Here is a 26,645-nt window from a genome sequence, read left to right on the forward strand (position 1 = left end):
CCAAGTAGCAAGGTAAGTATTGCACATTCCTGGTAAAACAGAGAATAAATTTCTGTCTCTAACTTTGAATTATTAGATCTTTTTCAAATTCAGGCAGAATACTTACTTATTCTTATGCTAGTACTTAATTAAAATATTTTCTACTTAAAATCTGACAAGTTGTTTAATAAAATTAAGAAAACAGAATAAATTTGTTTGTTTTTTTGTTCATTTTTCTTGAGTAGACAGCAATTTTTAATTATCTCATGGCGTTATTTTGTCAATTATTTTTATTGCAAATATAAAATAAAATTAATGCGATAATAGTTATTTTTTAAATAACATGTCGATTATGATCTTTTGGCCTGGAAATATTAATTTTTGGCTAATAGAATGCGTCTTAAATAAATGCTAAATGGCAAAAATGATTAATAGGTTTTTTGATTATAAATTACCAATATTAGATATTAGCCCTCTAATTTTCTTTATAAAAAAAAGAAAAAATAAATTCCCCGCTATTTTATTTGGAGGAATTTATTTTGGCTAATAGAATTATAAGATATGGACAGATGAGGTATTTGTTGTACCACTTGGCACTAATGCACCTGAAACCATAACAACAACTTCACCTTTTTCGGCCATATTATTAGCTAAGGCAACTTGTTTACTAATACGATAGAAATCGTCTGTAGAGGCAATTTCTTTGACTAATTGTGGAATAACGCCTTTAACTAATAATAATTGACGGGCAGTTTCTTCATTAGTTGTTAAAGCAATGATCGGTGCTGTTGGAAAATATTTACGTACTGATTTTGCTGATTTACCGCCATAGGTTGCCACGATAATCAATTGAGAGTTTAACTTTTCTGCCATTTCAACCGCACCGCGACAAACTGCTTCAGTAATGCGTAATTTTTGGTTTATTTTACTATCATCAATACGGCTTGGGATAACACGATCGGTACGATCGCAAATAGTCGCCATAATTTTTACCGCTTCGATAGGATATTTTCCTTTCGCGCTTTCACCAGATAGCATAACGGCATCTGTACCGTCCAAAATAGCATTAGCAACATCACCGGCTTCCGCACGAGTAGGACGCGGATTTTTGATCATTGAATCTAACATTTGGGTGGCCGTAATGACAACTTTACGGGCAGCAACGCATTTTTCGATCATCATTTTTTGCGCAAAGATAACTTCTTCGACTGGGATCTCGACTCCAAGATCACCACGTGCCACCATGATCCCATCAGAGGCTTCTAAAATTTCATCGAAGTTATTTAATCCTTCCTGATTCTCAATTTTAGAGATTATTTGGATATTTTTACCACCATGCTGCGCTAGATGGGCACGGATTTCTTCTACATCAGCGCGTTTACGGATAAAGGAAGCAGCAACAAAATCAACACCTTGCTGGCAACCAAAAATCAGATCTTGTTTATCTTTTTCCGCCAGTGCCGGCAAGCCAATTGAAACGCCAGGTAAATTAACGCCTTTATTTTCACTTAAATCGCCATTATTAAGTACTCGACAGATGACATCACTAGCAGTAACGGATAAAACTTCCATACCAATTAAGCCATCATCAACCAGAATAGTATTACCTGGTTTAAGATCATCAGGTAAACCGTTGTAGGTCACAGCAACCCGATCTTGATTACCAATCACTGAGGTGTCGGTGGTAAAGGTAAAATTTTGTCCAGCGATTAACGATACATCGTTGCCATCTTTAAGCCGCATTGTGCGGATCTCTGGCCCTTTTGTATCTAATAATATCGCAGCCTGTTGGTTTTTTTGGCTACAGACCGCACGTAGATTTTTAATGCGTTGACCATGTTCTTCATGATCACTATGTGAGAAATTTAGCCGCATGACATTCATGCCAGCATTAAGTAATTGCGAGAGTTTTTCTTCAGATTCAGTTTTAGGGCCGATAGTACAAACAATTTTGGTTTTTTTCATGACAATTAATCTACAGGTTTTATAGCAGTATTTTATTAATTAATTCCGGTGTTTATATCAGGTTTTTGTTTTGATATAGGTTATACGCCGTAACGAATAGCTAAAAATTCACTGGTATTTAATAACGATAAAGTAAGTGGCACAAGTATAAATATCATGCCTTATTATTGCAATTGGCCACTATATTGTCAGTTGAATCATTTGAATGATATATAACTTATTATGATATTGTAGTTATTACTATTCATGCTATCAACGAGAAACCAATATAAACATAGGCTAATCACCACAATATTTACTAGCAGATATAGCTAAGCGACTTAATTTTGATGACATTATTTATATGAGCTATTCAATTGATTTTAAACGTAAAGTAATATTTACGATGGAAGAAAAAGGGTTGAGTATCCGAGAAACAGCGAAGCAATTTCGGATTGGCTCTGCATCTGTATCGCGTTGGATTAATCAAATATAGCTAAACGTCTTAATTTTGATTACAAAAATATATGTTTTTCTCCAATATAAATTTACTGATATAGAGTAATTACTTGTAATCATTTTAAAGTCGCCTAGCTATAGCAAGTGGGAAATTGTGGTGTAATGTGTTGATTTTTTTAATATAAGGGTTGAAGAGATATGTTTCGTGGCGCAACACTCGTCAATCTCGACAGCAAAGGGCGATTAACCGTGCCTACGCGTTATCGCGGTATGCTAAACGAGGAGTCTGAAGGGCAGATGGTTTTTACTATCGACCTTTGTCAGCCGTGCCTATTACTTTATACATTACCTGAATGGGAAATTATTGAAAAAAACTATCACAACTTTCTACTATGAATCCGGCTGAACGTCGTGTTCAGCGTTTATTACTTGGGCATGCCAGTGAATGTCAGATGGATAGTGCAGGTCGTCTTTTGCTCGCTAATACTTTGCGGCAACATGCCAGGCTCAAAAAGGCAGTTATGCTGGTTGGTCAAATTAATAAATTTGAGTTATGGGATGAGCAGACTTGGTATCAGCAAGTACAAACGGATATTAAGGCTCAACACAGCACAAATGAACCATTATCAACGCGGTTACAGGATCTATCTCTTTAATATGGCAGAGAGTCGGTTTAAACACATCAGTGTGCTTCTTGATGAAGCAGTCAATGGATTGAATATAAAAGCAAATGGCATTTATGTTGACGGTACTTTTGGCCGGGGAGGGCACTCGCAATTAATTCTCTCCCGATTAGGCAGAGGAGGGAGCCTGATCGCGATAGATAGAGATCCGCATGCAGTGGCAGCCGCTGAAAAAATGATCACTGATGACAGATTTTTAATTAAACATGGTTCTTTTTCTCAGTTACAGACATTTATTGCAGAAGAGGAATTAGTTGGGAAGATTGATGGCGTACTCCTTGATTTAGGTGTTTCATCACCGCAATTAGATGATCCAGAGCGAGGCTTTTCTTTTATGCGTGATGGACCATTAGATATGCGAATGGATCCGACGACAGGTCAATCTGCCGCTGAATGGCTGATGAAGGCGGAAAAATCGGATATAGCTTGGGTATTGAAAACTTATGGTGAAGAACGATTTGCAAAAAAAATTGCAAAAGCGATTGTGACTCGTAACCATCATTCAGCGGAAGAGCCATTAACACGGACAAAACAACTGGCAGAATTGATAGGACAAGTTAGTCCGTTTAAAGAGAAACATAAGCATCCAGCAACGCGATCGTTCCAGGCAATTCGTATTTATATCAATAGTGAATTGGAAGAAATAGCAAAAGCATTAGAGGGTTCATTGAAGGTATTGGCACCGCACGGACGGTTGTCGATTATTAGTTTTCATTCATTGGAAGATAGATTGGTTAAGCGTTTTATCCGCGAGCATAGCAGAGGACCAAAAGTCCCGGTCGGATTACCATTAACCGATGTCCAATTAAAAGCAATTGGTAGCCCGATATTAAAAGTGTTAGGCAAAATGAAACCGACAGCAAGAGAAGTTATCGAAAATCCACGAGCAAGAAGCTCAGTTGTACGTTTTGCTGAAATGTTGGAATGATAATGACTGCAGAAAAATATAGCTTAATTAGGATCATTGGTTACGATATTTTTGCGGCACGCAGCTGTCCCGTTGATTCTATTGATAGTGATTATCATATCAGCGATTTCAATTGTCACAGTCAGTCATCGAACACGATTATTAACAGCACAAAAGGATTTGATGACAGAAGAAAAAGAATCTTTAGATATAGAATGGCGCAATTTGATTTTGGAAGAAAACTCATTAGGAAATCATAGTCGAGTTGAACGTCTTTCGGTTGAAAAGCTACAAATTGTCCATGTAGATCCGACACAAGAACATATTGTGATTGCAAAATAGTTTTAGTCAATAGGTAAACAACATGAAGCCTGCGCGCTCAGTGAAGTATAGAAGACGGTATGAAGAAAAAGTTAGCTATGTTAGCTGGCGTTTCTTGCTATTGTGTGCGGGCATAGGATTGGCATTAATTGGTCTCATTATTCGTGTTACTTATCTACAAGTTATTAACCCGGAAGAGCTTGTTAAAGAAGGTGATATCCGTTCGCTTCGCGTTCAGAAAGTGACCGCTGCACGGGGTATGATAAGTGATCGTGAGTGGCGTCAGCTAGCAGTAAGTGTTCCGGTTTATGCTATTTGGGCTGATCCGAAAATAATTTACAAAAATGGTGGATTAACCAATGATGAACGTTGGAAAGCATTAGCGGATGAGCTAAGGCTCCCGCTCGAGCAAGTGAACCATAAAATTAGTCTTAACCCTAACAGTAGGTTTGCCTATTTAGCGCGCCAAGTGAATCCATTTCTTGGTGAATATATTAGCAAATTAAAAATAGCCGGTATTTATTTGCGTAAAGAGTCTCGTCGCTATTATCCATCTGGTCCAGTAGCCGGGCATTTAATTGGGGTAACAGATATTGATGGACAGGGAATTGAAGGAATTGAAAAAAGCTTTAACTATCTATTAACTGGGGCTCGAGGCGAAAGGATAGTGCGTAAAGATCGTTATGGGCGAGTTATCGAAGATGTTTCTTCCATTGATAGTCAGGTTGCTCACGACTTGGTATTAAGTATTGACGAACGCATACAGTCATTGGTTTATCGTGAATTAACACGCAGTGTAATGGAGAATAAAGCCGAGTCGGGTACTGCTATTCTAGTCGATGTTCATAAAGGTGAAGTATTGGCGATGACTAACAGCCCCTCCTATAACCCGAATAATCTTGCTGGTACTCCAACTCAAGTGATGCGTAACCGCGCGATCACCGATGTATTTGAACCTGGATCAACAGTTAAACCGATGGTAATCGTTAGTGAATTGAATAATGGAATTGTCAAAGCCAATAGTGTGTTAAATGCTCAACCCTATATAATTAATGGTTATGAAATTAAAGATGTAGCAAGGTATAGTGAGTTATCGATTACAGGTATTTTACAAAAATCAAGTAATGTTGGTGTTTCAAAGTTAGCGTTAGCGATGCCTGCCGATGAACTGGTAGACGTTTATGCTCGTTTCGGTTTGGGTAAACCAACAAATTTAGGATTAATTGGAGAAAGTAGTGGCATCTTTCCTAATAAAAAAATGCGGTGGTCTGAATTTGAAAGAGCCACCTTTTCTTTTGGTTATGGGCTAATGGTAACACCATTACAGTTAGCGAGAGTTTATGCAACAATTGGTAATTTTGGTATTTACCGCCCGCTATCAATTACAAAAGTTGATCCGCCGGTATCTGGAGCTCGTATTTTCCCTGAGGCGATCATGCGGACGGTGGTTCGCATGATGGAAAGTGTTGCATTGCCTGTTGGCGGTGGTGTTCGAGCCGCAGTGAAGGGTTATCGAATAGCAATTAAGACAGGTACAGCAAAAAAAGTTGGTAATGATGGGCATTATATTAATCAATATATTGCTTATACGGCTGGCGTAGTACCGGCAAGTAACCCTCGTTATGCCCTGGTTGTAATTATCAATTAGCTTACTGCGGGGAAATATTACGGTGGTGTTATTTCTGCGCCCGTATTTGGAGCCATTATGGGCGGCGTTTTACGTTTAATTAATATAGAGCCTGATGCATTGACTTCAGATGATAATGAATTAGTAATTAACAAGATAAAAGAGGATACAGGTGGCAGATCGTAATCTACGCGATTTACTTGCACCAGTGGGTGTTAACGCACCAGATAAGGTGTTACGAGAAATGACGCTTGATAGCCGTAAGGTAGCGGCAGGAGACCTATTTTTAGCAATTAAGGGCCATCAAACAGATGGACGACAATATATTTCTCAAGCGATAGCGCAAGGTGTCGCCGCAATTATTGCTGAAGCACAATGCGAGACAGAAGCTGGAACGATTCGATATATTATGCATGGCGTCCCTGTCATTTATATTAATGATCTGAATAATCAATTATCACTGTTAGCAGGAGAATTTTATCAACATCCAGCTGCAAAATTGCGATTAATTGGTGTAACAGGAACAAATGGTAAAACAACCACTACTCAGCTAATTGCTCAGTGGGCTAAAGGGCTTGGCGAAGTCAGTGCCATAATGGGCACGGTTGGTAACGGAATATTAGGACAAATTGTACCTAGTAAAAATACCACCGGCTCGGCGGTTGATGTTCAGACTGAATTGCAGTTGTTGGTTGACAAGCAGGCAACCTTAGTTGCGATGGAAGTTTCCTCCCATGGCTTAGTGCAAGGTCGGGTTGCTGCTATTCCTTTTACCGCTGCTGTGTTTACTAATTTAAGTTGTGATCACCTTGATTATCATGGTGATATGCAAAATTATGCAGCGGCAAAATGGTTATTATTTTCAAGCCATAAATCTGATAAACAGATTATCAATGTAGATGATGATACCGGTTTGCAGTGGCTTGCAAGATTACCAGAAGCATGTGCAGTTTCGATGGAGGATCGCATACCCACCGATTGGCAGGGTGCTTGGGTGCTAGTGCAGCAAGTTGATTATCATGATCGTGGGGCGACTATTCATTTTAATTCGACTTGGGGGAAAAGTTCGCTAGAAAGCCCACTAATGGGGGCTTTTAATGTTAATAATGTCATGTTAGCCATGGCGACACTTTTAATGATCGGTTACCCATTTGATACGGTGATAAAATCATCACATGCCATACAACCGGTCTGTGGACGAATGGAAGTCTTCACCTCACCAGGACGGTCAATGGTTGTTGTCGATTATGCTCATACTCCGGATGCACTAGAAAAAGCATTAATTGCGCTTCGTCTCCATTGTCTTGGCAAACTTTGGTGTGTATTTGGTTGTGGTGGTGATAGAGACAAGGGTAAACGTGCATTAATGGGCAGTGTGGCTGAACAGTATGCTGATATTGTGGTAGTAAGCGATGATAATCCACGTAGTGAAGAGCCAAAAGCCATAATAGATGATATTTTAAGCGGTTTTCTTGATCCTGGTCGGGCAATGCCGATTGTCGGGCGAGTGGAAGCGGTCACTAGTGCGATTATGCAGGCCGATACTGATGATGTCATATTAATTGCCGGTAAGGGTCATGAAGATTATCAAATTATTGGTGATCGTCGGCTCGATTATTCCGATCGCTTGACGGTAGCCCGGCTATTGGGGGTGATGGCATGATCCCTATTTCATTGAAGCAATTGGCTACTGTAACACAAGGTGCTTTACAGCAAATAAATGATCAGCAAGCAGCGAGTTTATGGCTGGATACGGTAACAACCAATAGCCGCCAGCAACCCATTAATGGTTTATTTATTGCTTTAAAGGGTGAACTTTTTGATGGTCACCATTTTGCTAAAGAGGCTATTGCAGCTGGTGCTACGGCATTATTGGTTGAGCGGCCCTTAACTATTCACTGTCCACAAGTTATTGTTAAAGATACGCGTTTAGCTATGGGGAAGTTAGCCGCTTGGGTTCGATCACAAAGCAAAGCTAAGGTTATAGGGCTAACGGGCTCTTCTGGCAAAACTTTGGTTAAAGAGATGGTGTCCGCCATTCTATCACAATGTGGTATAACACTTTTTACTGCAGGTAATTTCAATAATGATATTGGTGTGCCGTTAACGTTATTTCGATTGACGGCAGAACACCAGTATGCAGTCATTGAAATGGGAGCCAATAATATCGGTGAAATTGCTTATACCACTAATATGGTTAGACCGGATAGTGTATTGGTTAATAATTTATTTGCTGCTCATCTTGAAGGTTTTGGTTCATTAGCGGGTGTTGCTGAGGCAAAGGGAGAGATTTTTCACGGATTAGCGGAAACAGGAACGGCAGTTATTAATTTGGCTAGCCATGATTGGAAAAATTGGCAATCTTATTTTAAACAAAAACAAACCATTTGGCGTTTTTCTATAGAGAAACAGCAACAGGCTGATTTTTATTCGGAAAATATTACCACGAAATCAATAGGTAGCGAATTTGAGTTGCATACACCAATCGGTATTGTCTCAACATTATTACCCTTAGCCGGTAAACATAATGTTGCTAATGCATTAGCGGCTAGTGCTTTAGGTATGTCTGCTGGTGCGACGCTTGAGCAAATAAGGCTTGGATTGGTAGCTGTTCAGCCGGTATCAGCTCGTTTATACCCAATTCATTTAGCGCCCGGTAAACTTATTTTAGATGACACCTACAATGCCAATACCGGCTCTATGATTGCTGCTGCTGATGTTTTATCTCAAATGCCTGGATACCGTATTTTGGTGGTCGGTGATATGGGTGAATTAGGCGATCAAACCGAAAAATGGCATCAAGCAGTCGGCTTGGCGACTCAACAAATGAAGCTTGACCGAGTGTTAAGTATTGGTCAACAAAGTATCGTTATTAGTCAACAGAGTGGTTGCGGTGAGCATTTTTCTTCTAAAAAAGAGTTAATTGCAAAACTGATCCCATTAATAAAAGAACACCAAACGGTATCAGTTTTAGTTAAAGGTTCGCGCAGTACAGCAATGGAAGAAGTTGTACACGCCTTACAGGAGTACTTTTTATGTTAGTCTGGTTAGCCGAATATTTAGTTAAATATTTTTCTGGCTTTAATCTTTTCTCCTATTTGACATTTCGGGCTATTACCAGTTTGTTAACGGCTTTGCTGATTGCGCTATGGATGGGGCCCCATTTGATTTCCTATTTGCAAAAATTACAAATAGGTCAGATTGTGCGTGATGAAGGTCCCGAATCGCATTTTTGCAAACGCGGCATACCTACCATGGGCGGTGTGTTGATTTTATCTTCTATTGTGATTTCAGTCATGCTATGGGCGCGGTTAAATAATCCATATGTTTGGTGCGTATTAGCCGTTTTATTGGGATATGGTGTTATTGGCTTTATTGATGATTATCGTAAAGTGGTACGTAAAAACTCTAGAGGGTTGATTGCTCGGTGGAAATATTTCTGGCAATCCGTATTGGCTTTGGGAGTAGCACTTGTTCTATATAGCACAGGTAAAGATACGGCAGTCACTCAATTGGTTGTGCCATTTTTTAAAGATGTCATGCCACAACTTGGTCTGTTTTATATTTTACTGACTTATTTTGTCATTGTTGGCACAAGTAATGCAGTTAATTTAACTGATGGATTAGACGGTTTAGCGATTATGCCAACCGTTTTTATTTCGGCAGGTTTTGCATTAGTGGCTTGGGCAACGGGTAATTTCAATTTTGCCAACTATTTAAAAATTCCTTATATCAGCCACGCAGGTGAATTAGTCGTAGTTTGTACGGCAATTGTTGGTGCCGGTTTTGGATTTTTATGGTTTAACACCTATCCTGCGCAAGTTTTTATGGGCGATGTTGGCTCATTGGCATTAGGCGGTGCATTGGGAACGATTGCTGTTTTATTACGGCAAGAATTTTTATTACTGATTATGGGTGGTGTGTTTGTTGTTGAAACCTTATCGGTAATTTTACAAGTTGGATCATTTAAACTGCGTGGTCAAGGCATTTTTCGGATGGCGCCGATCCACCATCATTACGAATTAAAAGGATGGCCTGAACCTCGAGTCATTGTGCGTTTTTGGATCATCTCATTAATGCTGGTATTAATTGGATTGCTAACATTAAAGGTACGTTAATAATGGCTAATTATCAGGGCAAAAAAGTTGTCATCATTGGGTTAGGCCAGACAGGTCTATCTTGTATCGACTTTTTTCTCTCTCGCCAGGTTTTGCCACGCGTAATTGATACCAGAATAACACCGCCAGGTAAGGATAAATTGCCGGCGGAAGTCGCCTCCCACTGTGGTAGTTGGAATAGTGAATGGTTGATGGCAGCTGATTTGATCGTTGCAAGCCCCGGTATTTCGCTTGCTACTCCAGAATTAAAAAAAGCCGCAGATAAAGGTATCGAAATTATTGGTGATATTGAACTTTTTTGTCGTGAAATAGATAAACCGATAGTTGCTATCACCGGTTCTAATGGTAAGAGTACGGTTACAGCATTAGTTGGTGAAATGGCAAAAGCAGCTAATTGGCAAGTGGCAGTTGGTGGCAATATTGGAACGCCGGTGCTGACATTATTAGCAAAAGATTATGATTTGTATGTATTAGAGCTTTCTAGTTTTCAGCTTGAAACAACATCAAGTTTAAAGGTTCCGGTAGCAACCATATTAAATGTGACAGAAGATCATATGGATCGGTATCCGACAGGTGTTGAACAGTACCGCGCGGCTAAGTTACGAATTTATGCTGGCGCTAAAGTTTGTATTATTAATGAACACGAACCACAAACTTGGCCACTATTGGGCCGTGATGCACGTTGTATCAGTTTTGGCATTAATAGTGGGGATTATCAATTAAATAGACGTTGCCAAGAACTACAAATAAAAGGGAAACCGATTATTGATACCGCTGAAATACGGTTAGTTGGGCAGCATAACTATCTTAATGGCGCGGCTGCCCTGGCTTTAGCGGATGCGGTGAAGATTCCAAGCAAAGCAAGTTTAACGGCATTAATTCAATATGCAGGCTTACCTCATCGTTGCCAATTAGTTCATCAGAATCAAGGTATTCAATGGGTTAATGATTCTAAAGCAACGAATGTTGGCAGCACAGAAGCCGCTTTAAAAGGTTTACAAGTAGCTGGAACGCTTTATTTATTATTGGGTGGGGAGGGAAAGTCAGCAGATTTTTCACTTTTAAAACCCTATATCTCAGCAAAAAACATTAAATTGTGCTGTTTTGGCAGTGATGGTTATCAATTGGCACAATTAAAACCGAATAGTTTGTTACTAGATACAATGGAGCAATGTCTGCGCGCCATCGCACCAGAATTGAAAGCCGGTGATATAGTACTTCTTTCACCTGCTTGTGCTAGCTTCGACCAATTTCGTAACTTTGAACAACGGGGTGATAGATTTAGCCAATTAGCAAAGGAGTTAGGTTAAGAATGATATTTAACTTCAAACGACTAAAAAATTGGGCTAACGGTGAGCCGGATAACAATGTTCTGGATACGATCCTTTATGATCGTACTTTGGTTTGGCTTACATTAGGTCTGGCTATAATTGGTTTTATTATGTTGACATCAGCATCGATGGCAGTTGGGCAGCGTTTAACGCAAGATCCTTTTTTCTTTGCTAAACGCGATGTTATCTATCTTATTTTATCATTTGGTTTAGTTTTATTAGTCTTAAATATTCCAATGGTCTGGTGGGAAAAATATAATTTTTTATTATTGATAACCTCCCTAATATTGTTATTAGTGGTATTGGTTGGCGGAAGCTCAGTTAATGCAGCTTCTCGTTGGATTAATACCGGTATTGTCCGTATACAGCCGGCTGAGATCGCAAAATTAGCCTTTTTTTGCTATGTATCCAATTATTTAGTCAGAAAAACCGATGAGGTGCGAACGCGGTTTTTGGGCTTTTTAGGCTTTATCAAACCGATTTGCATTTTAATATTAATGCCTATTTTACTGCTATTACAACCTGATTTAAGTACAGTAATTGTCCTGGTTATGACAATTTTAGCACTGCTATTCCTAGCAGGTGCTAGATTAGCACCGTTTATTATCGGTATTGTTATTTGTGCAGTAGGTGTTATTGGCTTGATCTATTTTGAGCCTTATCGTTTCCGTCGAATAACCTCTTTTCTCAATCCATGGGCGGATCCTTTTGGCAGTGGCTATCAATTAACACAATCTTTGATGGCGTTTTGGCGTGGTGAATTATGGGGCCAAGGTTTAGGTAATTCTATACAAAAATTAGAATATTTTCCTGAAGCACATACTGATTTTATTTTCTCAGTTTTAGCGGAAGAACTTGGTTATATCGGTGTTGTGTTAGTGCTTTTAATGTTATTTTTCGTTGCTTTTCGCAGCATGATGATTGGCAAACGGGCATTAGATACAAAGCAACATTTTTCCGGTTATTTAGCCTGTTCAATCGGTATCTGGTTCACTTTCCAAGCGTTGGTTAATGTTGGCGCTGCAGCCGGAATGTCACCAACTAAAGGGTTGACACTACCGTTAATTAGCTATGGTGGCTCTAGCTTATTAATTATGTTTATTGCCATTGCTATCTTGTTACGTATCGATTTTGAAACACGCCTTAAGAGAGCACAAGCATTTGTAAGGAGAACGAAATGAGCCAACCAAAACGCCTCCTGGTGATGGCAGGAGGTACTGGAGGACATGTTTTTCCCGGACTGGCAGTGGCTAATTATTTAAAGCTACAAGGTTGGGATATTCGTTGGTTAGGAACTGCTGACCGGATGGAGGCAGATTTAGTTCCTAAGCATGGCATTGAGATTGAATTTATAAACATTTCTGGTTTACGTGGTAAAGGTATCAAAGCATTTCTGGTAGCTCCGTTTAAAATTATTAAAGCAATAAAGCAGGCAAAAGTGATTATGCAGCGTTATCAACCTGATGTCGTATTAGGCATGGGAGGATATGTTTCTGGCCCGGGCGGTATTGCTGCCTGGTTATCTAATATTCCAATTGTACTCCATGAGCAAAATGGGGTAGCAGGTTTAACCAATCGGTGGTTAGCTAAAATTGCTAAGCGTGTTTTACAAGCATTTCCAAGTGCATTCCCTAATGCTACGGTACTTGGAAACCCAGTTCGTGAGACGGTATTAGCCTTACCTGAACCTGAAGAACGTTTAATTGATCGTGATGGCGCTATTCGAATTTTAGTGATAGGGGGTAGTCAAGGGGCAAGAATTTTAAACCAAACATTACCGGAAGTAGCCGCTCAACTAGATGGAAAAGTGACTATTTGGCATCAAGCGGGCAAAGGTGCTCAGCAAATGACGGAAACTTTATATAAAAAATTATGCGTTAAATCAGATAATTATAAAGTAACTAAATTTATTGATGATATGGCTGAGGCTTATGCTTGGGCTGATATCATCATCTGTCGAGCAGGTGCTTTAACGGTAAGTGAAGTTGCTGCTGCCGGCTTACCAGCAATTTTTGTTCCTTGTCAGCATAAGGATCGGCAACAGTACTGGAATGCGTTACCGTTAGAGAAGGCTGGAGCAGCAAAAATTGTTGAGCAGCCCCAATTTTCAACGGATGCGTTGGTGAATCTATTAAATCAATGGTCGCGTCCGCAGTTATTGGATATGGCAAAAAAAGCACGAGCGACATCGATTACTGACGCAACTAAACGTGTGGCGGCAATCTTAATTGAAGTTGCTAAATGAAACCGATTTTACATTGCAGAATGTTGAAATCAGCGATAGAAATAGTGAAGAGAATAAAGTGAATACACAACAATTAGCCAAATTAAGAGCAACAGTGCCTGAAATGCATCGGGTTAGGCATATCCATTTTGTTGGCATTGGCGGTGCTGGCATGGGCGGTATTGCTGAAGTATTGGCTAACGAAGGTTATGAAATTAGTGGTTCTGATTTGTTACCTAATACGGTTACTGAGCAATTAATAGAGCTTGGCGCAAAAATTTATTTTAATCACCGACCAGAGAATGTTGCAAATGCTTGCGTTGTTGTCGTATCTACGGCAATCGCTGCCGATAATCCAGAAATTATTGCAGCACGCGAAGCTCGTATTCCGGTCATTCGACGCGCTGAAATGTTGGCTGAATTAATGCGTTTTCGTCATGGAATTGCTATCGCAGGAACCCATGGAAAAACAACGACTACCGCAATGCTTGCCAGCATCTATGCGCAAGCAGGGTTAGATCCAACTTTTATCAATGGCGGATTAGTGAAAGCAGCAGGAGTTCATGCACGTCTAGGGACTAGCCGCTATTTAATTGCAGAAGCCGATGAGAGTGACGCTTCTTTCTTACATTTACAACCACTAGTTGCTGTTATAACAAATATAGAAGCAGATCACATGGAGACTTATGATGGTGATTTTGAGAAATTAAAACAGACTTTCATTAGTTTCTTACATAATCTGCCATTTTATGGTCGAGCAATATTATGTATCGATAATCCTGTGGTGCGTTCGCTGCTACTGCAAATAGTTCGTTATATTACCACTTATGGATTTAGTGATGACGCAGATGTGCGCATTAAATCCTATGAACAACGAGGCAATCAAGGTTTCTTTACTGTAGCGCGAGAAAACCGAACTGATTTAGCGTTTATCTTGAATGCACCAGGTCGGCATAATGCATTAAATGCAACTGCGGCTATTGCGGTAGCGACGGAAGAAGGAATTGATGATAGTGCTATCTTGACTGCCCTAGAAAAATTTCAAGGCACGGGTCGACGTTTTGATTTCTTAGGTAATTTCCCTTTAGCTGAAGTTAATGGCAAAAAAGGTAGCGTTATGCTGGTGGATGATTATGGTCACCATCCAACAGAAGTTAATGCTACTATTAAAGCAGCAAAAGAAGGATGGCCAGATAAACGTATCGTGATGGTTTTTCAACCTCACAGATATACTCGCACGCGTGATTTATATGATGATTTTGCCAATATTTTAGAGCAGGTTGGTGTATTGATAATGCTAGATGTCTATCCGGCAGGAGAGGAGCCTATTCCTGGTGCAGATAGTCGCTCATTATGTCGGACAATTCGCAATCGAGGCAAATTGGATCCTATTTTTGTCGCTGAACACGAGGAAATTATTGAAACATTAGCACAAATTATCGAAGATAACGACCTGATACTTATACAGGGAGCTGGTAATATCGGCAAGATAGCACGTAATTTAGCTGACACAGATTTACGGCCAATGCTAACAAATGAGGGAAATGATCATGGCTGATAAAGTTGCTGTGCTTTTAGGTGGAAATTCAGCCGAAAGAGAGGTGTCACTGCAATCTGGTGAGGCGGTAGTAAATGCCTTGCGTGATGCTGGAATAGATGCCTATCCAGTTGATATTAAAAATTTTTCTGTCATCAAATTAAAAGAAGCTGGTTATAATAGAGTTTTTATTGCTTTACATGGACGCGGTGGTGAAGATGGCACGGTGCAAGGGGTTTTAGAATTTTTAGGTTTACCCTATACCGGTAGTGGTGTTTTAGCTTCATCACTTTCGATGGACAAGCTACGTACTAAACAGTTATGGACGGGAATAGGTTTACCGATTGCACCCTATATAGCACTGGAGAAACAACAGTTAGCAATGATGTCAGATGAAATGCTTTTTGAGTCTGTTTATCATTTGGGCTCACCGCTTATTGTGAAGCCAAGTCTTGAAGGTTCAAGCGTTGGTATGAGTAAAGTAACCACTTTGCCTGAATTAAGAATAGCGCTCGAGTTTGCTTTTCGTTATGACAAAGATGTGCTGATTGAGAAATGGCTAAATGGGCCTGAATATACCGTGGCAATTGTACGGGAGCAGGTACTGCCTTCGATTCGTATTCAACCGTTAGGCGTTTTTTATGATTATGATGCCAAATATCTCTCTAATGAAACACAATATTTTTGTCCTAGTGGGTTGAAAACTGAAGAAGAACAACAATTGAATGAATTAGCGTTAGCGGCTTATAAGGCGGTTGGTTGTAGTGGTTGGGGACGCGTTGATGTCATGAGGGATAACAATGGTATTTTTTATTTATTAGAAATTAATACCTCACCGGGAATGACCGGTCATAGTTTAGTACCCATGGCTGCCAAACAAGCAGGAATGAGTTTTTCACAGTTAGTTAAAAAGATTTTGGAATTGGCTAAGTAATATGCTGCAGGCATCATTGAACGTTGATAATAAAAAGCCTAAAGAGCGTCAAAACGATGGCGGCCGAAGTAATGGTTCTTATTTGGCAGGCATGATCTTCTTCTTGATAGTATTAAGTACTATTATATGGAGTGGGTGGATGGTATTAAATTGGATGAAAGACGTTAATCGATTGCCTATTCCCAAGCTGGTGATCACTGGAGAACGCCTTTACACCCGTGATGATAATGTTAGAAAAGCAATATTGGCACTAGGTATGCTGGGTACATTTATGACTATTGATATAAATGCAATCCAGAATCAAATAAAAACCATGCCATGGATAAGGCAAGTTACACTACGTAAACAATGGCCGGATGAACTAAAAATTCATTTAGTGGAATATAAGCCTTATGCCAAATGGAATGATACCTTTTTTATTAATGCAGAAGGCTCTTTTTTTAGCTTACCAGCGTTACTAAATGTTAAAGGTAATTTCCTAATGCTATATGGTCCACAAGGCAGCCAGAAAGAAGTATTAGAGATGTATCGTGTTATGGAACAGAAACTAGCGCCACATAATTTTAGCATTAAGTCAGTATCAATGACTGCACGACGCGCGTGGTAATTAATTTTAGCGAATGATATTCGATTAAATATCGGTAAACAAGATATTAAAGAAAGATTAAACCGTTTTGTTGAGCTTTATCCACTATTAAAACAAGTGACAGATAAACGTATTGGATATATAGATTTGCGATATGATAGCGGTTCTGCGGTAGGTTGGTTACCACTTTTAGCCGAACCTGTTACACACTGAATTGAAATAGTTTGAGACTACTAATTGATCAGATACAGGCAAATTAACGATGATTAAAACGACGGACAGAAAATTAGTAGTTGGTCTTGAAATTGGAACTTCCAAGGTTTCTGCGCTGGTTGGTGAAATTCTGCCTGATGGGATGGTAAATATTATTGGTGTCGGCAATTGTCCATGTCGAGGGATGGATAAAGGCGGTGTGAATGATTTGGAATCAGTCGTTAAATGTATGCAGAGAGCTATTGATCAAGCAGAATTAATGGCGGATTGCGCGAAATATCATCGGTTTATCTGGTGCTTTCTGGCAAGAACGTTAGTTGCCAAAATGAAATAGGTATGGTGCCTATTTCTGAGGATGAAGTTACTCAAGATGACGTAGATAGCGTAGTTCATACTGCTAAATCTGTCCGGGTCCGTGATGAGCATAGAATTTTACACGTTATACCACAAGAATATGCGATTGATTATCAAGAAGGAATTAAAAATCCAGTAGGACTTCAGGTGTACGTATGCAAGCTAAGGTACATCTAATTACTTGCCATAATGATATGGTCAAAAATATTGTCAAAGCAGTTGAACGTTGTGGTTTAAAAGTAGATCAATTAATTTTTGCCGGTTTAGCGTCAAGTTATTCCGTTTTAACGGAAGATGAACGTGAATTGGGGGTATGTGTCGTCGATATTGGCGGAAGAACTATGGACATAGCCGTTTATACTGGTGGTGCACTGCGCCATACCAAAGTTATACCCTATGCTGGTAATATCGTGACAAGTGATATTGCTTATGCATTTGGTACTCCCCCTAATGATGCGGAAACAATAAAAGTTCGCCATGGATGCGCATTAGGTACTATTGTTAGTAAAGACGAAAATGTTGAGGTACCAAATGTAGGTGGACGGCCGCCAAGAAGTTTACAACGTCAAACATTAGCTGAAGTTATCAAGCCACGTTACACAGAGTTGCTAAACTTAGTAAATGACGAGATTTTGAAATTGCAAGAACAATTATGTCAGCAAGGTGTTAAACATCATCTGGCAGCGGGTATTGTCTTAACAGGAGGCGGTGCTCAAATTGATGCTCTAGTCGAATGTGCCCAAAGAGTATTCCATACTCAGGTACGCATCGGTAAGCTATTAAATATAACTGGTTTAACGGACTATGCACAGGAGCCTTATTACTCCACAGCTGTCGGGCTCCTGCATTACGGCAAAAAGACTCATCTTGGGAATGAAGCCGAAATGGATAAGCGTACATCAGTGAGTAGTTGGTTTCATAAAATCACTAGTTGGCTGAGAAAAGAATTTTAATTTTGTAAGAAGCAAATCTTCGCTTCTATATAAGGTACAAAACGGAGAGAGATTATGTTTGAACCAATGGATTTAACCAATGATGCGGTGATTAAAGTCATCGGCGTTGGCGGTGGGGGGTGGCAATGCCGTTGAACACATGGTGCGTCAACGCATCGAAGGTGTTGAATTCTTTGCTGTTAATACAGATGCTCAGGCATTACGTAAAACAGCAGTAGGACAAACTATTCAGATCGGCAATGGTATTACTAAAGGCTTGGGAGCAGGAGTAAATCCTAAAGTTGGTCGTAATGCCGCTGAAGAAGATCGTGAAGCCTTGCGCAATGCGCTTGATGGGGCAGATATGCTCTTTATTGCTGCTGGTATGGGTGGTGGTACGGGTACCGGCACAGCCCTTGTTGTAGCCGAAGTTGCTAAAGAGCTTGGTATACTGACGGTAGCGGTTGTGACCAAACCTTTTAACTTCGAAGGTAAAAAACGCATGGCATTTTCTGAAACAGGGATCTCAGAACTGTCTAAGCATGTTAATTCCTTGATTACCATTCCGAATGATAAATTATTAAAAGTGCTTGGACGCGGTATTTCTTTGCTAGATGCATTCGGTGCCACCAATGATGTGTTGAAAGGCGCGGTTCAAGGCATTGCTGAGCTGATTACTCGTCCAGGTTTAATGAATGTCGATTTTGCAGATGTTCGTACCTTCATGTCTGAAATGGGTTATGCTATGATGGGATCAGGCGTAGCACGAGGTAAAGATCGAGCTGAGGAAGCGGCAGAAATGGCAATTTCCAGCCCCTTGCTTGAAGATATCGATTGATCGGGCCCTCGTGGTGTATTAGTTAATATTACCGCAGGTTTTGATTTACGGCTTGATGAATTTGAAACAGTGGGTAATACCATTCGTGCATTTTCCTCTGATAATGCGACAGTTTTTATCGGTAGTACTTCACTGGATCCTGAAATGAATGATGAGTTACGGGTGACCGTGGTTGCTACAGGAATTGGTATGGATAAGCGGCCAGAAATCACATTGGTTACTAACAAAACAGCCCAAAAATCATCGCTAGAGCAGCGTTATCAGCAGATGCAAGGCTCAATCCCGTCTATGACGCCGTTAACAGAGGAAAAATCTTTTCCTAAAGTGGTGAATGAGCAAAATATGCAATCAAATAAAGAGCCGGACTATCTTGATATTCCAGCTTTTTTAAGAAAACAGGCTGATTAGTTAACAACTGATTGGTTTCTCTGCTTTTTGTGCTAAAATATCTTGCTAATCCTCAGTCTAGGATTAGCAAGACTGTTAACGATGTGAGAGAAAATGATGATCAAACAAAGGACACTAAAACGTATTGTTCAAGCGACCGGCGTCGGTTTACATACTGGCAAGAAAGTCACTTTAGCATTGTGTCCAGCACCGGCCAATACCGGGGTCATCTACCGCCGTACAGATTTAAATCCACCGGTTGATTTCCCGGCTGAAGCAAAATCGGTACGTGATACTATGCTATGTACCTGCTTGGTCAATGAAGATGATGTACGTATTTCAACGGTAGAACATCTGAGTGCTGCATTGGCAGGGCTAGAAATTGAGAATATTATCATTGAGGTAGATGCACCAGAAATTCCAATAATGGATGGAAGTGCTGCGCCTTTTGTATTTTTATTGTTAGATGCAGGCATTGAAGAGTTAAACAGCGCCAAAAAATTTCTTCGTATTAAAGAAAGTGTCCGAGTTACAGATGGTGATAAATGGGCTGAGCTAGCACCTTATAACAGATTTAGCTTAGATTTCACTATCGATTTCAATCATCCTGCGATTAATAGTAGTACTCAACGTTATAAACTAGATTTTTCGGCAAAATCTTTTGTTAGAGATATTAGCCGTGCGCGTACGTTTGGCTTCATGCGTGATATTGAGTATTTACAATCTAAAGGGTTATGTTTGGGCGGTAGCTTTGATTGTGCGATTGTTGTTGATGATTATCGCGTATTAAATGAAGATGGCTTGCGTTTTGAAGATGAATTTGTGCGTCATAAAACTCTAGATGCTATTGGTGATTTATTTATGTGTGGTCATAATATCATTGGTGCTTTTACCGCGTATAAATCAGGCCATGCATTGAATAACAAATTATTGCAGGCTGTTTTAGCGGCGGAATCTGCCTGGGATATGGTGACGTTCGAAGATGAATCTGAAATGCCAGTCGCATTTAAAACACCTTCGACAATAATAATCTGAGATATATTATTTTAAGCAAGATATTCTAACTATGATACATCAGTGGATTATTCTCTTTCTTACGTTACTTTCGTTGATCCTTTTTACTCAACACTAATCTTTATTGCTAGTTGCTTTGGTATTCTTTCCGGCCAATGCAGCTAGCCGCTCTAATTTTTCCTTTAGTTTTTTTGGACTTCTTTTTGCTAGGTTACGAATTGTCTTTGCACTTTCTTTGCTTAGCTGACTTATTATCTGTTTTGATGATTTTATAGCTATTTGCTGAAATGATAAGAAATTTTTTGAATTTTTAGATGATAATGATGGATTAATCATTATGTTGATTGAAGATAAAGATGGTAAAATAGTGTTACGTAATGTTGAGAGTAGCATGGGAAGTTCATACTTTAGTCGTACTTTTCGGCTAGCATTTGTAACTTCTAGAATAAGAATATGTTGACGATAATTAGCGACTCGACACCAAGCCTTTAACTCGATAGGAAGTAGGCTGATAACAGTATTATTGAGTTTAATTAATGCCTGCGCGCGCTGTTGAATCGTTTGTAAGGTATTGGACTCAAGGTTGCTCTCTTTTAACAAAATATTTAAAGATTGGGGATAACTATCGCGCATTTTTACTCCAACTCTTATATTATGTGATATTTAATGGATATATTAGATCTTTGTCGACATTTTGGTAAACGATATTTTTGGCCGCACCTGCTACTAGGTATTGTAACGGCTAGTATTGGTATACCTACAACTTTGGCAAAAGTGAGTGAAAATATGTCACATACTAGCCAGTTATTACCCCATTATCAGCAAAATTTAGCATTAGATAATCTAATAGCTGCCAGTAAATATCGTATTTTTTATAATTGTGGCGCAAATTATTGGCATCAGCATGCTTTACGTAATATGATCCGTCAGCTGACTTTTTTTTCAGCCCAAGAGACACAAAAGCAGCTGGATGCCAACTTAAGTGCGCACAACAAACCAATTTCGCTTTATAATATGCTTGACACTCTTTACTCTATGATTAATTTGAGTCTTTTTCATACAAATAAGCAAAATTTCAGCTATTTATTAACACAATCTTTTTATCACATTTTTATCCTTTTTTTTGTGGTGTTTTTGCTCTTGCTCTACTCTATGCCGCACCTACCAAACTGCGCTATGGGTTGCCTGGGGTCAGGGTATTCAAGCTGGGCCTTAACACAAATTTCATAGACTTTTCGTTGATTCTTATAGCAACCATTGTTCAACTGAATATATTAATTATATGGGTTGAAAATAGATAATATAGGTGAATTCTAACAAGAACACTGCCTTTTTTGAGAAAAAATATTTATGTTAACTAAGTTACTAACAAAAATTTTTGGTAGTCGTAATGATCGTACTTTACGTCGTTTAGGTAAATTTGTTGATATTATTAATCAGTTAGAGCCTGAATTTGAAAAATTTTCCGACCAAGAACTTAAAGCAAAGACTGATGAATTTCGCCAGCGCCTTAAATCAGGTGCAACATTAGATGATTTAATCCCAGAGGCGTTTGCCATCGTTCGCGAAGCCAGTAAACGGGTATTTAATATGCGGCATTTTGATGTTCAGTTGCTAGGGGGGATGGTACTCAATGAGCGCTGTATTGCAGAGATGCGTACTGGTGAAGGAAAGACATTAACATCTACATTACCTGCATATTTAAATGCTTTAACAGGTAAGGGTGTCCATATTGTTACTGTAAACGACTATTTAGCTAAGCGTGATGCAGAAAATAATCGGCTATTGTTTGAATTTCTTGGTATGACAGTCGGTATTAATTTACCCGGTATGCCTGCTATATTGAAGCGTGAAGCTTATGCCGCAGATATTACCTATGGGACTAATAATGAATATGGTTTTGATTATCTGCGTGACAACATGGCTTTTAGTCCGGAAGAGCGTGTGCAGCGTAAACTCCATTATGCATTAGTCGATGAGGTTGATTCTATTTTAATTGATGAAGCTCGTACCCCATTGATTATTTCAGGACCGGCAGAAGATAGTTCAGATCTATATAAAAAAGTGGATAAACTCATCCTTAATCTTGAGCAGCAAGAAAAAGAAGATTCAGACACTTTTCAAGGAGAGGGACATTTTTTTGTTGATGAAAAATCACGTCAAGTTACATTGACAGAACGTGGATTAGAATTAATTGAGCAGTTATTAGCGAAAGCGAATTTAATAGATGAGGGTGAGTCATTATATTCTCCAGCAAATATTATGCTTATGCACCATGTCATGGCTGCCCTACGTGCTCATGCACTTTTCAGTCGGGACGTAGATTATATTGTTAAAGACGGTCAGATTATTATTGTTGATGAACATACTGGACGGACAATGGAAGGACGCCGTTGGTCAGATGGATTGCATCAAGCCGTTGAGGCAAAAGAAGGTGTTGAAATACAAAATGAGAATCAAACATTGGCATCAATTACCTTCCAAAATTATTTTCGGCTATACGAAAAACTCGCCGGTATGACCGGTACTGCTGATACAGAAGCTTTCGAATTTAGATCTATCTATAAATTGGACACAATTGTTATTCCAACTAATCGTCCGATGATCCGTAATGATTTACCTGATTTAGTTTATATGACTGAAGCGGACAAATTTGCTGCCATTATTGATGATATTCGTGAATGTACTCGCCGAGGCCAACCGGTATTAGTAGGTACTATTTCAATCGAAAAATCAGAGCTAATTTCTCAAGAACTAACTAAAGCTAAAATTGCGCACAATGTTTTAAATGCTAAGTTCCATGCAATGGAAGCAGATATTATTGCTGAAGCCGGGCAGGCAGGTTCACTGACTATTGCAACTAATATGGCGGGGCGAGGTACAGATATTGTATTAGGAGGCAGCTGGCAAGCAGAAATCAATAAACTAGAGGACGCTAGTCAGGAGCAAATTGATAAAATAAAGACAGCATGGCAAGAGCGGCATGAAGCGGTAATTGCTGCTGGTGGTTTACATATCATTGGTACAGAACGCCATGAATCCCGTCGTATTGATAACCAATTACGTGGGCGTTCTGGACGCCAAGGTGATCCCGGTTCATCCCGTTTTTATCTTTCAATGGAAGATTCTTTGATGCGTATCTTTGCCTCTGATCGAGTTGCAGGAATCATGCGTAAATTGGGTATGAAATCTGGTGAAGCGATTGAACATCCTTGGGTAACGAAAGCAATTGCTAATGCACAACGTAAGGTTGAAAGCCGTAACTTTGATATTCGAAAACAACTTTTGGAATATGATGATGTTGCTAACGACCAGCGTCGAGCTATCTATTCACAGCGCAATGATTTATTAGATGGTGGTGATGTTAGTGAAACCATTGACAGTATTCGTGAAGATGTTATAACCGTAACTATTGATGCTTATATCCCTCCCCAATCTTTTGAAGAAATGTGGGATATTGATGGTTTACAAAAGCGATTAAGCAACGATTTTAGTTTAGAATTACCTGTTAAAGAATGGTTGGATAAAGAACCCGAATTACATGAAGAAACTTTGTGTGAACGTATTCTAGAAAAAACGGTTGCAGCTTATAAGGAAAAAGAGACAATTGTAGGTAGTGAGATGATGCGTAATTTTGAGAAGGGCATCATGTTACAAACTCTTGATACATTATGGAAAGAGCATTTGGCTGCAATGGATTATTTGCGGCAGGGTATTCATTTACGAGGCTACGCACAAAGAGATCCAAAACAGGAATATAAGCGCGAGTCATTTGGTATGTTTGCCAATATGCTAGAAACTCTGAAATATGAAGTAATTAGCACATTAAGCAAAGTAGAAGTTCGATTACCAGAGGAAGTAGCTATACTTGATCAGCAAAGACGTGAAGAGGCAGAACGTCTTATGAAAAAGCAGCACCTGAGCCATGAAATTGAAAATGAAGCATTGATGTCAAAAACAGAAGCGCAAATGGCGGCCCAAGGCCATAAAATTGGTCGTAATGAACCTTGTTCATGTGGCTCAGGTAAAAAATATAAGCATTGTCATGGTAGCTTATAGGTTAAAGCTCAGTTGCTAAAAAAATTAAAAACAGAGCGGAAAATATATCCGCTCTTTTACTGTAAGCTTCAAAAGTAATTAAATTATTTTTATCGAAAAAACAATTACATATTGCTGTTGGTATTATTAGAAATACGAAACAAGAAATTTTTATTACTCAACGGGCAGCTAATTCACATATGTGCGGTTTTTGGGAATTTCCTGGTGGTAAATTAGAAATAGGTGAAACACCAGTAGAAGCATTGTTGCGTAAACTTAAAAAAGAAATTGGGATAGATGTTATTAACAGTCAATTGTTGCAGGTTGTTGAACATGAATTTCCTGATCGTAGAATAACATTACATTTTTTCTGGTAGAGCAGTGGGATTGCCAGCCTTATGGGGAAAAGAAGGCGAATCTTCACGTTGGCTTTTGCAAAAATCACTGGTAGCCGAAGAATTTCCACCTGCCAACTGAGTAATTGTTGATATAGCGCGGCGACTTTAAAATGATTACAAGTAATTACTCTATATCAGTAAATTTATATTGGAGAAAAACATATATTTTGTAATCAAAATTAAGACGCTTAGCTATATGCTAATCAACAACGTGATTTGAGTTGCCTATCCCACAGATAAGTTAATATAACTAAGTTTTGAAATTATCTTACCTAAGGGTTATATGATGATACAGGTAAAATTTATAACATTTTTGACTTTAAGCTTATTTTTTAATGTCATGATCATCGGATATTTCACTTCAATCATCTATTTCGGAAATATTTCGTTGACTTGAGATCTTTTTTTCCTCACCAGCTCATTCACCAAGATCGATTAATCGACATCGTTTGTTACAAAAAGGGCGATAAGGGCTACTCTCTTGCCAAATAACAATTTTATGGCAAGTCGGACATTTTACCGTGAGCATATCTGGCATAATGACTCCTAACAACAGGCTAATTTAAATGGGAAGTCATCAGGTACAATACCATTTTCACTGTCTTCATGTAAGAATCGGATAGCAAAACGTGTTTTATGTCCAGAAATCTGAGGATATAGCGATAGATTTATCAGTAACCTTATTCGGATCAGATCCGCATTTTCTACACTACCTTGATAGAAGCGATTGTAGCTTTTTTGACTGGTGAATGTATTGAACTTGCAGATCAAATTTAATAGCATATTTAAAGCAGAACGTAACGGAAGGATGCCGTCAATCCAAAAGTTAATTCTAGTTTCTATCTCTTTTTTATGAGTATTTAACCATAAATGTAAGGCTGGTAAATCAAAACTATAGCTAAGAGACTTAATTTTGATTACACCATATTGAGTGCGAACAAAATATCTGTGTCGCATCCGAGCGCTCTTTTTTTGCATTTAGCTTGTGCCCATTTATGTTCAATTGGATTAAGATCTGGCGAATAGGTAGGCAAATATTCCACCATATGGCCCGCATCGATGATGACTTGTTGAATACTCTGTTTCTTGTGAAAAGTTGCATTATTCATTATGATTACACTGTTTTTAGGAAGTACTCGGATAAGGACTTGGATGACCCATGCATAGAAAACATCGCTGTTAATATTGATATCAAATAATCCGATAGCAAACAGCGTTGTGCCCAATAAAGCGCCGATAACATTTGTTCTTCCTTTAGCTCCCCAGTTCTTGAAACCAACACACCGTTGACCTTTCGGGGAATAGCCGTGAGTCCGCGGGGTATCGTGTGAAAAACCACTTTCATCAATAAAAACAATATGCTTGCCTTCTTTTTCATACTGTTGTTTTTTTGTTGAAACGTTTGTCGAGTGTTTTCGTCGGCTTTCGGATGACGTAGAGTTTTTTTATAGGTCAATCCCATTTTTTTAAGAGCTTGCCAAATAGCCTTCTGACAAACGCCAAAACGCTCTGCACGCTCTTTTTGGTAAGCATCTGGATATTGTTCAACATCTTTTATCAACTCGGATTTATCGATTTTTCGCTGACGCGTAGTCGATGCTTTTGGCTCTATTTGATTAATCCAACGCGATACAGATGCAGAGCCAATCCGAAATTGCTTCGCTGTTTCTCGGATACTCAACCCTTCTTCTTCCATCGTAAATATCACTTTACGTCTAAAATCAATTGAATAGCTCATATAAATAATGTCATCAAAATTAAGTCGCTTAGCTATATAGCTGGGCGACTTTAAAATGATTACAAGTAATTACTCTATAGCAG

At 39.1% G+C, this 26,645-nt stretch carries 17 protein-coding genes and 9 pseudogenes; 20 read left to right on the forward strand and 6 right to left on the reverse strand.

The annotated features are described in order from the left end of the window. Positions 1-531 precede the first annotated feature (531 nt). The gene (gene pykF, locus ARSQ2_RS00945; RefSeq protein WP_181994049.1) at positions 532-1,944 is read right to left on the reverse strand and encodes a pyruvate kinase PykF; all 1,413 of its coding nucleotides are present in this window, start codon (positions 1,942-1,944) and stop codon (positions 532-534) included. A 343-nt stretch (positions 1,945-2,287) separates the two neighbouring features. Here pykF and ARSQ2_RS00950 point away from each other — a divergent pair, with 343 nt between their 5' ends. The 17 genes and pseudogenes from ARSQ2_RS00950 (at position 2,288) to lpxC (ending at position 20,409) form a co-directional block, all read left to right on the forward strand. Further along, the gene (locus tag ARSQ2_RS00950; RefSeq protein ID WP_181994050.1) at positions 2,288-2,419 is read left to right on the forward strand and encodes an IS630 transposase-related protein; all 132 of its coding nucleotides are present in this window, start codon (positions 2,288-2,290) and stop codon (positions 2,417-2,419) included. Between the two features lie 161 nt (positions 2,420-2,580). After that, positions 2,581-3,038, forward strand: a pseudogene (gene mraZ / locus ARSQ2_RS00955) (division/cell wall cluster transcriptional repressor MraZ). 1 nt (position 3,039) lies between these two features. Further along, positions 3,040-3,993 carry a 16S rRNA (cytosine(1402)-N(4))-methyltransferase RsmH gene (rsmH, locus tag ARSQ2_RS00960; protein WP_181994067.1) on the forward strand — a complete coding sequence of 318 codons (954 nt, stop codon included), beginning with the start codon at positions 3,040-3,042 and terminating at the stop codon, positions 3,991-3,993. Then, positions 3,993-4,314, forward strand: a pseudogene (gene ftsL / locus ARSQ2_RS00965) (cell division protein FtsL). Before rsmH ends, ftsL begins: the two are co-directional and overlap by 1 nt. A gap of 22 nt (positions 4,315-4,336) precedes the next feature. Continuing rightward, positions 4,337-6,106 (forward strand): annotated as a pseudogene (gene ftsI, locus ARSQ2_RS00970) (peptidoglycan glycosyltransferase FtsI). After that, the gene (murE, locus tag ARSQ2_RS00975) at positions 6,093-7,583 is read left to right on the forward strand and encodes a UDP-N-acetylmuramoyl-L-alanyl-D-glutamate--2,6-diaminopimelate ligase (RefSeq protein WP_181994051.1); all 1,491 of its coding nucleotides are present in this window, start codon (positions 6,093-6,095) and stop codon (positions 7,581-7,583) included. Before ftsI ends, murE begins: the two are co-directional and overlap by 14 nt. Continuing rightward, the gene (gene murF / locus ARSQ2_RS00980) at positions 7,580-8,962 is read left to right on the forward strand and encodes a UDP-N-acetylmuramoyl-tripeptide--D-alanyl-D-alanine ligase (RefSeq protein ID WP_181994052.1); all 1,383 of its coding nucleotides are present in this window, start codon (positions 7,580-7,582) and stop codon (positions 8,960-8,962) included. Before murE ends, murF begins: the two co-directional genes overlap by 4 nt. After that, positions 8,956-10,038 carry a phospho-N-acetylmuramoyl-pentapeptide-transferase gene (gene mraY / locus ARSQ2_RS00985; RefSeq protein ID WP_181994053.1) on the forward strand — a complete coding sequence of 361 codons (1,083 nt, stop codon included), beginning with the start codon at positions 8,956-8,958 and terminating at the stop codon, positions 10,036-10,038. Before murF ends, mraY begins: the two co-directional genes overlap by 7 nt. 2 nt (positions 10,039-10,040) lie before the next feature. Next, complete coding sequence (murD, locus tag ARSQ2_RS00990; protein WP_181994054.1) at positions 10,041-11,348, forward strand: UDP-N-acetylmuramoyl-L-alanine--D-glutamate ligase; 1,308 nt, start codon at positions 10,041-10,043, stop codon at positions 11,346-11,348. Positions 11,349-11,350: 2 nt separating this feature from the next. Further along, positions 11,351-12,550, forward strand: a complete 1,200-nt coding sequence (gene ftsW / locus ARSQ2_RS00995) for a cell division protein FtsW (RefSeq protein WP_181994055.1) — start codon at positions 11,351-11,353, stop codon at positions 12,548-12,550. Continuing rightward, positions 12,547-13,614: an undecaprenyldiphospho-muramoylpentapeptide beta-N-acetylglucosaminyltransferase gene (gene murG / locus ARSQ2_RS01000; RefSeq protein WP_181994056.1), complete on the forward strand. Its 1,068-nt coding sequence runs from the start codon at positions 12,547-12,549 to the stop codon at positions 13,612-13,614. The genes ftsW and murG overlap by 4 nt, the downstream gene beginning before the upstream one ends. A gap of 103 nt (positions 13,615-13,717) precedes the next feature. Beyond that, on the forward strand, positions 13,718-15,151 hold the full coding sequence (gene murC, locus ARSQ2_RS01005; RefSeq protein WP_420837716.1) for a UDP-N-acetylmuramate--L-alanine ligase: 1,434 nt from the start codon (positions 13,718-13,720) through the stop codon (positions 15,149-15,151). Then, entirely contained in the window at positions 15,144-16,064 is a 921-nt protein-coding gene (locus ARSQ2_RS01010; RefSeq protein WP_181994057.1) for a D-alanine--D-alanine ligase, read from the forward strand. Before murC ends, ARSQ2_RS01010 begins: the two co-directional genes overlap by 8 nt. Before the next feature lies 1 nt (position 16,065). Then, a pseudogene (gene ftsQ / locus ARSQ2_RS01015) lies at positions 16,066-16,863 on the forward strand (cell division protein FtsQ). A 49-nt stretch (positions 16,864-16,912) separates the two neighbouring features. Further along, positions 16,913-18,170, forward strand: a pseudogene (gene ftsA / locus ARSQ2_RS01020) (cell division protein FtsA). Positions 18,171-18,224: 54 nt separating this feature from the next. Continuing rightward, positions 18,225-19,395: pseudogene (ftsZ, locus tag ARSQ2_RS01025) on the forward strand (cell division protein FtsZ). A 96-nt stretch (positions 19,396-19,491) separates the two neighbouring features. Next, positions 19,492-20,409 (forward strand): UDP-3-O-acyl-N-acetylglucosamine deacetylase, encoded by a 918-nt coding sequence (gene lpxC / locus ARSQ2_RS01030; RefSeq protein WP_181994069.1) that lies wholly within the window; start codon positions 19,492-19,494, stop codon positions 20,407-20,409. A 93-nt stretch (positions 20,410-20,502) separates the two neighbouring features. On the opposite strand, the gene ARSQ2_RS01035 is transcribed toward lpxC, so the two are convergent. After that, positions 20,503-21,021: a DUF721 domain-containing protein gene (locus tag ARSQ2_RS01035; protein WP_181994058.1), complete on the reverse strand. Its 519-nt coding sequence runs from the start codon at positions 21,019-21,021 to the stop codon at positions 20,503-20,505. A gap of 33 nt (positions 21,022-21,054) precedes the next feature. Between ARSQ2_RS01035 and secM the strand changes: the two genes are divergently transcribed. The 3 genes and pseudogenes from secM to mutT all read left to right on the forward strand — a co-directional run bounded on the left by secM (position 21,055) and on the right by mutT (position 24,903). Then, positions 21,055-21,618, forward strand: a complete 564-nt coding sequence (gene secM / locus ARSQ2_RS01040; protein ID WP_181994059.1) for a secA translation cis-regulator SecM — start codon at positions 21,055-21,057, stop codon at positions 21,616-21,618. 120 nt (positions 21,619-21,738) lie between these two features. Beyond that, the gene (gene secA / locus ARSQ2_RS01045; RefSeq protein WP_181994060.1) at positions 21,739-24,447 is read left to right on the forward strand and encodes a preprotein translocase subunit SecA; all 2,709 of its coding nucleotides are present in this window, start codon (positions 21,739-21,741) and stop codon (positions 24,445-24,447) included. A gap of 77 nt (positions 24,448-24,524) precedes the next feature. After that, positions 24,525-24,903 (forward strand): annotated as a pseudogene (gene mutT, locus ARSQ2_RS01050) (8-oxo-dGTP diphosphatase MutT). Between the two features lie 342 nt (positions 24,904-25,245). Here mutT and yacG read toward each other — a convergent pair. The 4 genes and pseudogenes from yacG to ARSQ2_RS12145 form a co-directional block, all read right to left on the reverse strand. After that, positions 25,246-25,362 (reverse strand): annotated as a pseudogene (gene yacG / locus ARSQ2_RS01055) (DNA gyrase inhibitor YacG); the annotation flags it as partial. A gap of 8 nt (positions 25,363-25,370) precedes the next feature. Continuing rightward, a complete protein-coding gene (zapD, locus tag ARSQ2_RS01060) occupies positions 25,371-25,802 on the reverse strand; it encodes a cell division protein ZapD (RefSeq protein WP_181994061.1) in 432 nt (143 codons plus the stop codon). Next, on the reverse strand, positions 25,742-26,182 hold the full coding sequence (locus ARSQ2_RS01065; protein ID WP_238334235.1) for a transposase: 441 nt from the start codon (positions 26,180-26,182) through the stop codon (positions 25,742-25,744). Before ARSQ2_RS01065 ends, zapD begins: the two co-directional genes overlap by 61 nt. A gap of 68 nt (positions 26,183-26,250) precedes the next feature. Continuing rightward, a pseudogene (locus ARSQ2_RS12145) lies at positions 26,251-26,562 on the reverse strand (IS630 transposase-related protein); the annotation flags it as partial. Positions 26,563-26,645: the final 83 nt, after the last annotated feature.

Source organism: Arsenophonus endosymbiont of Bemisia tabaci Q2, from assembly GCF_902713415.1.
In the GTDB taxonomy this organism is placed as follows: domain Bacteria; phylum Pseudomonadota; class Gammaproteobacteria; order Enterobacterales; family Enterobacteriaceae; genus Arsenophonus.